At 56.5% G+C, this 14,674-nt stretch carries 8 protein-coding genes, 1 tRNA gene and 1 other RNA gene; 7 read left to right on the forward strand and 3 right to left on the reverse strand.

Going from position 1 to position 14,674, the window contains the following annotated elements; all coding sequences use genetic code 11:
• Positions 1 to 151: 151 nt before the first annotated feature.
• Positions 152 to 4,099 carry a trifunctional transcriptional regulator/proline dehydrogenase/L-glutamate gamma-semialdehyde dehydrogenase gene (gene putA, locus RT657_RS15630; protein WP_313655550.1) on the reverse strand — a complete coding sequence of 1,316 codons (3,948 nt, stop codon included), beginning with the start codon at positions 4,097 to 4,099 and terminating at the stop codon, positions 152 to 154.
• A gap of 452 nt (positions 4,100 to 4,551) precedes the next feature.
• Here putA and putP point away from each other — a divergent pair, with 452 nt between their 5' ends.
• The 7 genes from putP to RT657_RS15665 all read left to right on the forward strand — a co-directional run bounded on the left by putP (position 4,552) and on the right by RT657_RS15665 (position 14,371).
• The gene (putP, locus tag RT657_RS15635; RefSeq protein WP_313655552.1) at positions 4,552 to 6,036 is read left to right on the forward strand and encodes a sodium/proline symporter PutP; all 1,485 of its coding nucleotides are present in this window, start codon (positions 4,552 to 4,554) and stop codon (positions 6,034 to 6,036) included.
• 190 nt (positions 6,037 to 6,226) lie between these two features.
• Positions 6,227 to 7,051 (forward strand): iron uptake transporter permease EfeU, encoded by an 825-nt coding sequence (gene efeU / locus RT657_RS15640; RefSeq protein WP_313655554.1) that lies wholly within the window; start codon positions 6,227 to 6,229, stop codon positions 7,049 to 7,051.
• Positions 7,052 to 7,103: 52 nt separating this feature from the next.
• Positions 7,104 to 8,219 (forward strand): iron uptake system protein EfeO, encoded by a 1,116-nt coding sequence (gene efeO, locus RT657_RS15645; RefSeq protein ID WP_313655556.1) that lies wholly within the window; start codon positions 7,104 to 7,106, stop codon positions 8,217 to 8,219.
• 2 nt (positions 8,220 to 8,221) lie between these two features.
• Complete coding sequence (gene efeB / locus RT657_RS15650) at positions 8,222 to 9,499, forward strand: iron uptake transporter deferrochelatase/peroxidase subunit (protein ID WP_313655557.1); 1,278 nt, start codon at positions 8,222 to 8,224, stop codon at positions 9,497 to 9,499.
• A 569-nt stretch (positions 9,500 to 10,068) separates the two neighbouring features.
• Positions 10,069 to 10,857 carry a phosphate starvation-inducible protein PhoH gene (gene phoH, locus RT657_RS15655; RefSeq protein WP_169714124.1) on the forward strand — a complete coding sequence of 263 codons (789 nt, stop codon included), beginning with the start codon at positions 10,069 to 10,071 and terminating at the stop codon, positions 10,855 to 10,857.
• A 504-nt stretch (positions 10,858 to 11,361) separates the two neighbouring features.
• Positions 11,362 to 13,245, forward strand: coding sequence for a beta-glucoside-specific PTS transporter subunit IIABC (locus tag RT657_RS15660; RefSeq protein ID WP_313655560.1), 1,884 nt, complete (start codon positions 11,362 to 11,364; stop codon positions 13,243 to 13,245).
• A gap of 121 nt (positions 13,246 to 13,366) precedes the next feature.
• Complete coding sequence (locus RT657_RS15665) at positions 13,367 to 14,371, forward strand: LacI family DNA-binding transcriptional regulator (RefSeq protein WP_313655562.1); 1,005 nt, start codon at positions 13,367 to 13,369, stop codon at positions 14,369 to 14,371.
• Positions 14,372 to 14,377: 6 nt separating this feature from the next.
• On the opposite strand, the gene RT657_RS15670 is transcribed toward RT657_RS15665, so the two are convergent.
• A non-coding RNA gene (locus tag RT657_RS15670) (RtT sRNA) lies at positions 14,378 to 14,505 on the reverse strand.
• A gap of 46 nt (positions 14,506 to 14,551) precedes the next feature.
• A tRNA-Ser gene (locus tag RT657_RS15675) sits at positions 14,552 to 14,639 on the reverse strand.
• Positions 14,640 to 14,674: the final 35 nt, after the last annotated feature.

Below are 14,674 nucleotides of genomic sequence, written 5' to 3' on the forward strand. Positions count from 1 at the left end.
AATTGCCCGGCCCGTCAGGCGAACGAAACCCGCTCAGCGTAAAACCACTGCAGGCCTCCGTGCCCGATCCACGCAGTGAATGCACCAGCCTGCCAGGTAAACGAAACCGCCTCAACCCCGTTCGCGCAGCGAGCCCCCTGTAGCGCCCCCGTTACCCGATAGTCATCAGGCTGGCATTGCCGCCCGCTGCCGCGGTATTCACACTCAGCGAACGCTCGATCAACAGACGCTCCAGCAGCAGATTCGTCTCGCCGCGGGCAAAGCCCTGCACCGACACAATCGCCCCGTCACGCGCTGCGATCTGTTCACACAGCGCGCGCAGCTGATCGGCATCGCCGTGGTAGATAACCGCATCAAACTCTGCCGTTAACGGATCACGCGCCAGTTTAATCCGCGCTTTTACCGCATCCGGCAGCGAGGTCAGTAAGGCGCGATGCAGTTCATCATCCTGCCACAGGGCTTTACTGCCGACGCTGGTGACTGCGGCCAGCTGGATCAGCGCATCCTGTTCGTTGTCCGCCAGACAGAGTACGCGATCGCGAGGCAACAGCGAGAAGGTGTTTCGCTCGCCGGTCGGGCCAGGCAGGAGCCGCACGACGCCCGCCTGGGCCAGTTCGCCATAGTGCTGGCACAGTTCAGCCAGAGCAGGCTTCTCTTTCGCCCAGTTACTCAGCGCCTGATGCGGTGCCAGCAGAGACGTGCGCAGCGAACTGTCTGCCGGGCGCTCGGCATCCTGACGATCAAAGGTCCGGCGCAGAGCACTATCCGGACGATTGGCCAGCAGGCGATAGAGATAGAGCGGGCCACCGGCTTTCGGGCCCGTGCCAGACAGGCCTTCGCCGCCAAACGGCTGCACGCCGACCACGGCACCCACCATGTTACGGTTGACGTAGAGGTTGCCGACCTGAGCATTCGCCGTCACCTGCGCGATGGTTTCATCAATGCGGGTATGAACACCCAGGGTCAGACCGTAGCCAGACGCATTAATCTGATCGATCACCTGCGGCAGTGCGGTGCGGCTGAAGCGCACGACGTGCAGCACCGGACCAAAGATCTCTTTATCCAGATCGCTGACCTGATTCAGCTCAATCAGGGTCGGTTTGATGAAGGTGCCGCTGTTCCACTCTTTGCTGTCCTGCGGATTTTCCTGCACCGCCTGATAAACGGTAAAGCCTTTGTTGCGCATCGCCTGAATATGGCGCTCGATATTAGCTTTCGCTTCGGCATCGATCACCGGGCCGATGTCAGTTGAGAAACGCTCCGGATTACCCATGCGGCACTCGGCCATCGCGCCGCGCAGCATCTTCAGGGTATGGTCAGCCACATCCTCCTGAATACAGAGCAGACGCAGGGCAGAGCAGCGCTGTCCGGCGCTGTCGAAGGCGGAGGCGACGATATCGACTACCACCTGTTCGGTGAGGGCGGAAGAGTCGACGATCATGGCATTCATGCCGCCGGTTTCGGCAATCAGCGGCGTCGGGCGACCCTGAGGATCAAGACGGCCGGCCAGATTGCGTTGCAGCAGCGTCGCGACCGCCGTTGAACCGGTAAACATCACGCCGCGCACCCGCTCGTCGCCGGTCAACTGCGCACCCACGGTTTCACCCTGGCCCGGCAGCAGTTGCAGCACGCCGGCTGGCACGCCTGCATCCAGCAGAATCTGAACCGCCTGGGCGGCAATCAGCGGCGTCTGCTCGGCCGGTTTAGCCAGCACGCTGTTGCCCGCAGCCAGTGCAGCGGCAATCTGGCCGGTGAAGATTGCCAGTGGGAAGTTCCAGGGGCTGATGCAGACCACCGGTCCCAGCGGACGATGCGTTTCATTGTCAAAATCGTCACGCACCATACCGGCGTAGTAATAGAGGAAATCTACCGCTTCGCGTACTTCGGCGATGGCGTTGTTGTAGGTTTTACCCGCTTCACGCACCAGGATGCCGATCAGTTGCTGCATCTGACCTTCCATGATCTGAGCAGCACGTTCCAGAATGGCGGCACGCTCCTGCGGTGGTGTGGCAAACCAGATAGGTCCGTTGTTTACGGCGGCTTCCAGCGCCACGGAAACCTCCTGTTCTGTCGCTTCGCGCACCTGACCGACGCAGTCGTTAGGCGCGGCCGGGTTCAGAATGTCGCGTAATTCGCCAGCCCCGGCTTCGCCCTCGATCATGGGTTCAGCCAGGCAGGGCTGTGCGGCACTGCTCAGCAGGGCGCTGGAGAGCGAAGCGAGGCGATGTTCATTGGCCATATCCAGCCCCGCGGAGTTGACGCGGTTTTCACCATAGAGTTCGCGCGGCAGCGGGATTTTCGGATGTGGCAGGCCAATAGCTCCTTCGCTGACGCCCAGTTTTTCAACGGCGCTGACCGGATCGGCGACCAGCTCATCGATCGGCAGCGACGTATCGGCAATACGGTTGACGAAGGAGGTGTTTGCGCCATTCTCCAGCAGGCGGCGAACCAGATAGGCCAGCAGGGTTTCATGGGTGCCGACCGGTGCATAGATACGGCAAGGGCGATTCAGTTTGCCATCCGCCACTTTGCCGACCACCTGCTCGTAAAGGGGCTCACCCATGCCGTGCAGACACTGGAACTCATACTGACCCGGATAGTAGTTATTGCCCGCCAGCTGATAAATTGCCGCCAGAGTGTGAGCATTATGCGTAGCGAACTGCGGATAAATCAGGCTCGGCACAGAGAGCAGCTTACGGGCACAGGCCAGGTAAGAGATGTCGGTATAAACTTTACGGGTGTAAACCGGATAGCCCTCCAGGCCTTCCATCTGCGCACGTTTAATTTCGCTGTCCCAGTAAGCACCTTTCACCAGACGAATCATCAGACGACGACGGCTGCGTTGCGCCAGATCGATGAGTTCATCAATCACAAACGGGCAGCGTTTCATGTAAGCCTGGATCACGAAACCGATACCGTTCCAGCCTTCCAGCTCCGGTTCGAAACAGAGTTTCTCCAGCATATCCAGTGACAGCTCAAGACGGTCGGCCTCTTCGGCATCGATGTTGATACCAATATCATAAGAGCGGGCCAGCAGCGTCAGCGATTTCAGAATCGGGTAGAGCTCTTCCATAACGCGCTCATACTGTGCGCGGCTATAGCGGGGATGCAGGGCGGAAAGCTTGATGGAGATGCCGGGGCCTTCATAAATCCCGCGGCCATTTGAGGCTTTACCAATCGCATGGATCGCCTGCTGATAAGAGAGCAGGTAGGCTTTGGCATCACCTGCCGTCAGCGCCGCTTCGCCCAGCATGTCATAGGAGTAGCGGAAGCCTTTCTCTTCGAGCTTACGCGCATTCGCCAGGGCTTCGGCAATGGTTTCACCAGTGACGAACTGCTCGCCCATCAGGCGCATCGCCATATCCACGCCTTTACGGATCAGCGGTTCGCCACCTTTACCGATAATACGATTCAGTGAGCTTGAGAGGTTCGACTCGTTGTGAGTCGACACCAGACGGCCGGTAAACAGCAGGCCCCAGGTCGCTGCGTTGACAAACAGCGACGGGCTGCGGCCCAGATGTGACTGCCAGTTGCCATTGCTGATCTTGTCACGGATTAACGCATCACGCGTGGGCTTATCCGGAATACGCAACAGCGCTTCGGCCAGGCACATCAGCGCCACACCCTCGTGGGAAGAGAGAGAGAACTCCTGCAGCAGGCTTTGCACCATTCCGGCGCGTCCGGTTGCACCTTTCTGGTGCCGCAGCCTGTCGGCAAGCTGGTGGGCCAGCTGATGCGTTTTCTCCGCCAGTGCGGCCGGTAAACGCGCCTGTTCCAGCAGCATAGGAACCGCATCGGTTTCCGGGCGACGCCACGCAGCGGTGACGGCGGAGCGGGTCACAGACTGAGGTAAAATCTGCTCTGCGAAGTCGAGAAACGGCTGGTGCATCTCCTCGGGCTGAATGTCTTCAGCCTCAGCGACTGCCTGGGCAGAAAGCGGGATCTCCGGCAGGCTGTCGCCGGTCTCCAGCTGGCCCAGATAGGTAAAGATCGCCTGTTTGATCAGCCAGTGTGGCGTGCGATCAATACGCTGCGCAGCCAGTTTGATGCGCTCACGTGTTGCGTCATCCAGTTTAACACCCATGGTGGTTGTACCCATGACTCCAGAGCTCCTTAAATAGTGGTTCGGTACGGCGTTGGCTGCACTATCACTTAAGTTGCAACTTTGTGCAACCGTGTTAAATGTGAGCCAGTTAACACCCTTTTAACGTCGTCATTTGTTAAATCCTGCAAGGCGGCATGAATCTTGCTGCAAAATCCTCGCCAGGTTTGCAGGCCCGTTAAAAGGCGGGTTCACGGCAGGTAATACTCAGGTACAACCAGATAACTGTGAGCGAGTGCAACCTATGAGCACATTTTGACAACTGGTTAGTGAAAACACTGTAACGCCTGTGTTAAATCCATTGTGCGCGCTCCGGCTTTCCGGCAGGATACCGCGCCGCTGGGAAATGAGTGACCCCCTGACACAGAAAATCGGCTCGTGCTGCCCCGTTCCGGCAGGCGGGTGGCTGACGATTTCTCTGGGATTTCAAATAATAAGTGGAGAGACAGATGAGTGTAAGTACACCAATGCTGGTGACCTTTATAGTTTACATACTCGGGATGGTGTTAATTGGTTTTGCAGCTTACCGCTCAACCAAAAACTTTGACGATTACATCCTCGGTGGCCGCAGTCTGGGTAGTGTGGTCACGGCACTCTCTGCCGGTGCATCAGACATGAGCGGCTGGCTCCTGATGGGATTGCCCGGTGCTATCTTTATCTCCGGTATTTCGGAAAGCTGGATTGCGATTGGTCTGACAATCGGCGCCTGGCTGAACTGGAAAATTGTGGCGGGTCGCCTGCGGGTACAGACCGAACATCACAACAATGCGTTGACCCTGCCGGACTTCTTCACCAGCCGCTTTGAGGATCACAGCAAAATTCTGCGGGTCATCTCTGCCATCGTGATTCTGGTGTTTTTCACCATCTACTGTGCGTCGGGTGTGGTCGCTGGTGCCCGTCTGTTTGAAAGCACTTTTGGCATGAGTTATGAAACCGCTCTGTGGGCCGGTGCAGCCGCAACCATTCTCTATACGCTGATTGGCGGCTTCCTGGCCGTGAGCTGGACCGACACCGTGCAGGCCGGCCTGATGTTTTTTGCGCTGATTCTGACGCCGGTCTTTGTGATCATCGCGGTCGGTGGCTGGTCAGATTCTATGGCAGTCATTCAGGCGAAGAGCCTGGAAAATCTCGATATGCTGAAGGGGCTGAACTTCGTGGCGGTGATCTCGCTGCTGGGCTGGGGCCTGGGCTACTTCGGCCAGCCGCATATTCTGGCGCGCTTTATGGCGGCGGATTCGCATCGCTCCATCCGGACGGCGCGTCGCATCGGCATGGCGTGGATGGTGCTCTGCCTGGCCGGTGCTGTGTCGGTCGGCTTCTTCGGTATCGCCTACTTTCAGGACAATCCGGCACTGGCGGCGGGTGTAAACGCCAATGCCGAGCGGATCTTTATTGAGCTGGCGCGTATCCTCTTTAACCCGTGGATTGCCGGTATCCTGCTCTCTGCTATTCTGGCGGCCGTGATGTCCACTCTGAGCTGTCAGCTGCTGGTCTGCTCCAGCGCCCTGACCGAAGATCTCTACAAAGGCTTCCTGCGTAAAAAGGCAAGCCAGAAAGAGCTGGTGTGGGTCGGGCGTCTGATGGTACTGCTGGTGGCGCTGATTGCGATTGCGCTGGCCTCCAATCCGGAAAACCGTGTTCTGGGTCTGGTGAGCTACGCGTGGGCAGGTTTTGGTGCCGCCTTTGGTCCGGTCGTGCTCTTCGGGGTCTGCTGGAAGCGTATGAACCGCAATGGTGCGCTGGCCGGGATGATTGTCGGTGCCGTGACCGTACTGGTGTGGAAGCAGTATGGCTGGCTGGGACTGTATGAAATCATCCCGGGCTTCATTTTCGCCAGCATCGCGATTGTGCTTTTCAGCCTGATGGGACGTGAGCCTTCCGCAGCCGCGCAGCAGCGTTTTTCCGCGGCGGAAGCGGAATATCTGGCCAAATAAGCCAGGCGGCTATCGCTCAGGCCCGCCCCGTAAGGGACGGGCCTTTTTGTTACAAAGATAAACCACCTGAGAATGAAATTATCTCCACCGGCAACTTGTTTTTTTCGCAGCGATAATGATAATCGGTATCGTTTACACTTTACCTGATTTTACGGTTGATTGACGCTGCTTAACATTCAAGAGGCTGGCAATGTTTGTTCCCTTTCTCATCATGCTGCGTGAAGGCATCGAAGCCGCGCTGATTGTCAGCCTTATCGCCAGCTACCTCAAACGTACCCAGCGCACACAATGGTTTCCTGCCATGTGGGCTGGCGTCTTTATCGCCGCCGCCCTCTGTCTGGGCCTGGGGCTGTTCATCAATGCCACTACCGGCGAATTCCCGCAAAAACAGCAGGAGCTGTTTGAAGGCATCGTGGCGCTGATTGCGGTGGTCATCCTGACCTCAATGGTCTTCTGGATGCGCAAAGTGGCGCGCAACATCCGCGTCGAGCTGGAGCAGGCGGTCGACCAGGCGCTGCAACGTTCAGGCCGTGGCGGGATGGCACTGGTGCTGATGGTGTTCCTGGCTGTCGCGCGTGAAGGGCTGGAGTCGGTGTTCTTCCTGCTGGCCGCCTTTACGCAGGATGTGGGCTATGCGCCGCCGCTCGGCGCTGTCCTGGGTCTGGCGACGGCAGTGGTGCTGGGCATGCTGCTTTACTGGGGCGGTATTCGTCTGAACATGGCGCATTTTTTCCGCTGGACCAGCGTTTTCATTCTGTTTGTTGCGGCCGGTCTGGCGGCGGGGGCGATTCGGGCTTTTCATGAAGCGGGGCTGTGGAACCACTATCAGTCGGTGGCTTTTGATCTCAGTAATACCTTATCCACCCATTCGCTGTTTGGCACCCTGCTGGAAGGTGTACTGGGTTATCAGGAGGCGCCCAGCGTCAGTGAAGTGACGCTCTATTTCTTTTACCTGATTCCGGCACTGATTCTGTTTTTCATGCCTGCGCGGCCTGCTGCGTCGGCCACTGTGTAATACACCATTTAACGGGCGCACCTTGTGTCCGCAACGTGATAGGGAAAGAGAGATGACAATGCATTTCCGTCGCAAAGCACTGCTGCTTCCGCTGCTGGCGATCTCCGCAACGGCTACCGCAGCGGTTCCTCAGGTTACCGTCAGCGTCAATGACAAACAGTGTGAGCCGATGAACCTGACGGTCAAGGCCGGTAAGACCCAGTTTCTGATCAAGAACAACAGCCAGAAAGCGCTGGAGTGGGAGATCCTGAAAGGGGTGCTGGTGGTCGAAGAGCGTGAAAACATCGCGCCAGGCTTCAGTCAGAAGCTGACCGCCACGCTGGAGCCGGGCGAATATGAGATGACCTGCGGTCTGCTGAGCAACCCCAAAGGTAAGCTGATCGTCGAAGCGGGTGAGGGGGCGGTAAAAGGCACGCCATCGGCGCGTTTGCAACTCGAAGGCCCGATCACTGCCTATAAGGCGTATGTCACCGAACAGGTCAGCCAGCTGGTGAGCAGCACGCAGGCTTTTACCGATGCTGTCAAAGCGGGTGACATTGAAAAAGCCAAAGCGCTGTTTGCCCCGACCCGCCAGTACTATGAGCGTATTGAGCCGATTGCTGAACTCTTCTCTGACCTCGACGGCAGCATTGATGCCCGCGAGGATGATTATGAGAAAAAAGCTGAGGATCCTAAATTTACCGGTTTCCACCGTCTGGAGAAGGCGCTGTTCGGCGATAACAGCACGCAGGGCATGGCAGGCTATGCGGATCAGCTCAATAAAGATGTCAAAGATCTGCAGGTGCGCATCAGCGAACTCGCCTTCCCGCCAGCCAAAGTGGTAGGTGGCGCAGCGGGCCTGATTGAAGAGGTCGCTTCCAGCAAAATATCCGGCGAGGAAGATCGCTACAGCCGCACTGACCTGTGGGATTTCCAGGCGAACATCGACGGCGCGCAGAAGATTGTGGCGCTGCTGCGTCCGCTGGTCAGTAAAGAGAACCCGGCATTGCTGGCGAAGGTGGATGCCAACTTCAAGAAGGTGGATGCGATCCTGAGCAAATATCGTACGGATACCGGCTTCGAATCTTACGAGAAACTGACCAGCGCCGACCGTAATGCGCTGAAAGGGCCGATCACCGCGCTGGCGGAAGATCTTTCTTTACTTCGTGGCACGCTGGGTCTGGATTAATCATGAGTCGCAAGGAAGATGACGCGCAGCCTGCGCGTCGTCGTTTATTAAAAGGTCTGGGTCTGCTGGGCGGTGCAGCAGCCCTGGGCGGTGGCTGTCCGTTCCACGCTGCCCGCGCGGAAAGTTTTTCGCCAGGCACCGTGACACCCCAGGCGCGGCAGCAGCGTCAGCCGTTTTATGGTCAGCATCAGGCGGGTATCACGACGCCACAGCAGGCCTCAATGATGCTGGTGGCGTTTGATCTGCTCAGCAGCGAGAAATCGGATCTGGTGCGTCTGTTCCGTCTGCTGACCCAGCGCATCGCCTTTCTGACCCAGGGCGGACCGGCACCGGTGGTAACAAATCCGCAGCTGCCACCTATGGATTCCGGCATTCTGGGGCCGACGATCGCGCCGGATAACCTGACGATAACCGTTTCAGTTGGTCATGCCCTGTTTGACGACCGTTTCGGGCTGGCTCCACACAAACCGGCAAAACTGCAGCCGATGACACGCTTTCCCAATGACTCGCTCGATGCCAGTCAGTGTCATGGCGATCTGCTGTTGCAGATCTGTGCAAATACCCAGGATACGGTGATTCATGCTCTGCGTGACATCATTAAACACACGCCTGATTTGCTCGGCGTACGCTGGCGGCGCGAAGGTTTTATCTCTGAGCATGCTGCGCGTAGTCAGGGACAGGAAACCCCGATCAACCTGCTGGGATTCAAAGATGGCACGGCCAATCCGGATACCCGCGATCCGGCACTAATGAATCAGCTGCTCTGGGTAACAGCCGACCAGCAGGAACCCGCCTGGACGCGCAACGGCAGCTATCAGGTGGTGCGGCTCATCCGCTTCCATGTGGAAATGTGGGACCGTACGCCCCTGGGTGAGCAGCAGACTATCTTCGGACGGGAGAAGCTGAGCGGTGCGCCGCTGGGGATGAGGCATGAACATGACGTACCGGATTATACCCGCGACCCGGATGGTGAGGTGATTGCACTGGATGCCCACATCCGGCTCGCCAATCCCCGGACCGCAGAGACAGCCAGCAGTCTGATGCTGCGCCGGGGTTACAGTTACTCGGCTGGGGTTTCCGCCGCCGGGCAACTGGATATGGGCCTGCTGTTTGTCTGTTATCAGCACGATCTGGAGCGCGGTTTCCTCACCGTACAGCGGCGTCTGAATGGTGAGACGCTGGAAGAATATATCCGGCCTTTTGGCGGCGGTTACTTTTTTGCGCTGCCTGGCGTTCCTGACACCAGCCATTATTTGGGACAGTCACTGCTGGAGGCCTGATTAAAATTTAATCGCAATGGGCGCACCCTATACGGGCCGCCCATGATTACCTGCCAATGCGCATCAGACGGTGAGTTTTTGCTGAGATTTGGCGGGTTTTCGGAAAATGCGAAATAATCTAACCTTCTGTAATTAATGGTTTTTACATCTATTCCTAAAAGAAATGTTTACCCGCAATTAGCAATTCCTTTGCCAGCAGATAAAATTAGAGTTGCAAAGGCCCAACAAAATGGTGCACTTTATTAAACAGGCGTAATCGGATGTGTTGATGTATCACACTGGAGTTCGCGCATGGGTCGATTCTTTTCTGGAAAGTCATTACTGTTAAATAAATTGCGCCTGAACGCGAGGGCAATTTCGCCTCGTTATCTCTCCCTTTCTTTAACCCTTTCTTTTGTTTTGCAACCTGTGTTATCCGGTGTTCAGCGACGCCTGTGCGCGGCTGTATACCCCTTATCCTGTCCTGTCATGGCTCTGAAGGAAGCCAACTGAAACCTCTAAAGCGTTCACGTAATCGCAACGGGCTACGCGCCTGACGCGGGAAATGAAACCAACTGAAAGGTGCCACTATGGGAAGACAGAAAGCAGTGATCAAAGCGCGTCGTGAAGCAAGAAGAGTGCTTCGCAGTGACTCCCGGAGTCACCGTCAGCGTGAAGAAGAGTCGGTCACTTCGCTGGTGCACATGAGCGGACTGGACGCAATTGGCATGGCGCGCGATACGCGCGACCGTCTGCCGATTGAGGCCCGCAATGACGCTCAGGCTCACTATCTTAATGCCATAGAAACCAAGCAGCTGATCTTCGCAACCGGTGAAGCCGGATGCGGTAAAACCTGGATCAGCGCCGCGAAAGCGGCTGAGGCCCTGATTCATAAGGATATCGACAGGATTATCGTTACGCGCCCGGTACTTCAGGCAGATGAGGATTTGGGCTTCCTGCCCGGTGATATTTCTGAGAAATTCGCCCCTTATTTCCGTCCGGTCTATGACATTCTGGTTAAACGTCTTGGCGCATCATTTATGCAATATTGTCTGCGTCCGGAAATTGCTAAGGTCGAGATTGCGCCTTTCGCCTATATGCGAGGCCGCACTTTTGAAAATGCCGTGGTGATCCTGGATGAGGCGCAGAACGTGACCGCCGCGCAGATGAAAATGTTCCTGACCCGACTGGGCGAAAACGTCACGGTCATTGTTAACGGCGATATTACCCAGTGCGACTTGCCCGCCGGGGTGCCTTCTGGTCTCGCAGACGCGCTGGCGCGTTTTGAAGAGGATGAGATGGTTGGCATTGTCCGCTTTGGCAAAGAGGATTGTGTGCGTTCTGCGCTGTGTCAGCGTACCCTGCATGCATATAGTTAGCGTTTGATTGAGTAAGATGTGTAGCGACCAAACCCGGCTCCGGCCGGGTTTTTTTATTACTGAATGCTGAAAGCCTTCACGGACAGAAGCGTCAAAACAGCAGGCTGCCCGCTGTCAGTCATTAATAAAACAACGGTCATTTGCCGGGCTATTTACGCATTGCGGATGTGTGATCTGCCAGGCGTGATGACGTCGTGCGCCTCTGATGTCACGAATATCCTCCTGCTTCCTTTTTGTACGTCTTCGCTCAGCGATATCCGTCAATCAGAGAATAGCGACTGCCGCACGGGTAGCGGGGGAAACCGGCAGGTCGATGCGATCACAGATCTGCACGTTACCTGACCAGAATTAGGTGAACTGACTCTCACATTCTCATGAAACCGGTTGCATAGCTCCTGTGCCAGGTTACGGTGAAACCGGTTGCATGGCTATTGTTCCGGATTACTGCAGAGGCAGTCTCACCTTAAGGTGGGACGCAATGACTGAATAAATAAGGAAAATTGCATGGCTGTTATCAGGGATTACAACAGGTTAGCAAGTGACATTCTCCGGGAAGTCGGCGGGGAAGAGAATATCGTGAGTTTTACCCGCTGTGCCACTCGCCTGAGGCTGGTGCTGAACCAGACCCCGGCTGAGGCGAAGCAGAAGGTGCAGAGTCTGCCAGGGGTGATTGCAGTGGTAGAGAGCGGCGGACAGTTTCAGGTGGTTATCGGCACGCATGTCGCCGACCTGTTTAATGCGATGTCGGGTCTTGTGAAAGAGACAGCGGCTTCTGCCAGTCAGACGAAGAAGACACGCAGGCTGGATGCCGTGATCGCCACCATGTCGGCTGTCTTCGCCCCGATTGTTTATATTCTTGCGGCGGCCGGGATCCTGCAGGGAGTGCTGATCGTTGTCACTCTGATCGATGCTGACATTAAAACGACAGGCACCTTTGCGGTGCTCAATTTTATGTCCTGGACGCCGTTTGCCTTTCTGCCGGTCTTTATCGCCATGACGGCAGCCCGGCATTTCAAATGTAATCCGTTCATTGCTGTACTCTGCTGCTGTGCATTGATCAGTCCGGACTGGGCATCGCTGGCCGGACGGATTGCAGGCGGAGAGAGTATAAATTTCCTGTTCTTTCCTCTCTCTAAAACGGTTTATACCTCATCGGTTCTGCCGCCGCTATTTCTGGTGTGGGCACTCTCCTGGCTTGAACGCCGGGTAGAGAAGTGGATACCGGATGTGGTCAGCCCGCTCTTTACGCCCCTGATCTGCTTTGTGATTATCGTGCCGCTGACGCTGATTGTCATCGGACCCATTACTACCTGGGCCGCAATGGGGGTAGCGGGGGGATATAATGCCCTGTTCCAGGCGGCACCTCCGGTTGCGGCAGCGGTGATTGGTGGCGTATGGCAGATTATCGTTATCTTTGGGGTTCACTGGGGCATTACGCCCGTCATTATGGCGAATTTCGACACTCAGGGTTATGACTCTTTTCAGGCTTACCAGACGATCGCGGTGATCGGTCAGATGGCTGCTGTGTTTGGCGTGTTCCTGAAAACCCGTAATACCCAGTTAAAAGCGACCTCCATGTCGGCCGGCATTACGGCTATTTTCGGTATCACCGAACCCGCTATTTATGGCGTGACGCTGCGTTTTAAAAAGCCCTTTATCTGTGGCTGCATCGGCGGTGCGATTGGGGCGGTTGTTGCCAGCCTGTTCGGCAGTCTCTATTACGCTTATGCGGCATTGCCAGGCCTGTTTACACTGGTCAATGCTATCAGTCCGGCGGCGCCGATGTCGTTTATCGGGGAGCTGGTGGGGGCAGGGACTACGATTGTGCTGACTATCCTGATGGTGCAGTTTGTGGGTTTTGACGATCCCGTCAATGAAGAAGCCACGTCGTCGCCAGACGGCAAAACGCAGACGACATCGGCACCTGGCCTGGCCCGGAGCATGGATATTCTCAGCCCGTTAAAAGGCAACGTTGTTGCGCTTGAAGGCGTGGCCGATGAAACCTTTGCCGGAAAATTCCTTGGCGACGGCGTCGCGATTAAGCCTGAAGAGGGTAAGGTGGTGGCGCCCTGCAAGGCGACGGTCGTGACATTACTTCCCTCACATCATGCCATTGGATTAGTCTGTGAGAATGGCGCAGAGTTACTGATCCACGTTGGCTTAAATACTGTTGAGTTGCAGGGAGAACATTTTCGTCCGTTAGTGAAAGAGGGCGATGTGGTCAGAGCGGGCACGCCACTGCTTGAGTTTGATCAAATCAGTATTGAACATAAAGGTTATGACCTGACGACACCGGTTCTGGTCGTCAACAGTGAGGATTTTACGTTAACGAAGTATCCGTCGCAGGGCGCTGTCAGCACCGGCGTGCCCCTGATGTCGCTGGCATAAGGGAATGTGAACAGGCTCAGGCGCGGCGTGTCGGCCTGCAACGGCTGCGCTTTCCGCCCGGGTCTGTTTTCATTGGTTCAGAGGGATCGGGCATGGGTCATCCAATCACTGGAGTTTAAACATGGTAACCATACTGGATGTCGCCAGACGGGCCCGCGTCTCCAAAGCAACCGTATCTCGCGCACTGAGCGGTAAAGTCTTTGTGCGGGAAGAGGTGAAGGCCAGAATCTTACAGGCGGTGGCGGAAACCGGCTATCGGCCCAACCGGCTGGCGCGCAATCTGTCGAATAATACCACCCATTCAATCGGGCTGGTCATTACCAACGGGCTTTATAACGGCCCGTTCTTTTCAGGCCTGGTTTATCAGGCGGCAACGCTCAGCGAAAAACAGAACCGTCAGCTGGTGCTGGCGGACGGTAAACATAGTGCTCAGGACGAGCGTAATGCGATTGGACTGCTCCTCGAACTTCGCTGCGAAGCTATCATGATCTATCCCAAATATCTTTCAGTCAGCGAACTGGATGAGATCATTGATGAAAATCAGACGCCGATAGTGGTGATAAACCGCGAACTTGTCAGAAACCGGCATCGCTGCGTGTTCACGGATCACCGGCGCAGTAGTGAGGAGATGATGGCGCATCTGCTGGCTCAGGGGCATACCCGGATTGCCTTTGTCATGGGTAACACCGGTTCGCCGACCGGTGAGCAGCGTTTAGCGGGCTACCGACATGCGCTGCAGGAGGCGGGGATCAGCCTGGATCCGCGGCTGATAGTGCAGGGCGCCTGGAGCACTGAGAGCGGTTACCAGGCGGGATGTGAGCTGCTGGCACGTAATGTTCCGTTTACCTGTGTACTGGCCGCCAATGACGATATGGCCATTGGTCTGGCAAAAGCCTTTCAGGAGGCCGGGAAACGCGTGCCGGAAGCGATCTCGCTTGCCGGATTTGATGATGCGGTCATCGGAAAATATTACACACCCTCTTTAACGACCGTGCATGTTCCTGTCGATGAGATGATCCGCGATGCGATGGAAATAGTATTACGGCCTGAGGAGAGAACGTTGTTTTCGCATCGGGGAACGCTGGTGAGGCGGGATTCAGTCGCCCGGTGTGCTGAGGTCGGCTAATAGATGTGGCGGTGAGAGGGGGATGGATTCGCTTCGCTCACCCTGCGGGCAGCGTCGCATGCGCCGCTGTCCAGCGCGCTGCGCGCGCTGTCGAACCCCGGCGGGGCTTCTCACCCCCTCTCTGCTGTGCAATATGCAAAAAAAAAGCCTGAACTTTCGTTCAGGCTCTTCTTCAGAATGTGGCGGTGAGAGGGGGATTCGAACCCCCGATACGTTGCCGTATACACACTTTCCAGGCGTGCTCCTTCAGCCACTCGGACACCTCACCACATTTACTTCGCTGACCGCGCTGGGTCAACGGGG

Source organism: Pantoea sp., assembly GCF_032114055.1.
In the GTDB taxonomy this organism is placed as follows: Bacteria; Pseudomonadota; Gammaproteobacteria; order Enterobacterales; family Enterobacteriaceae; genus Pantoea.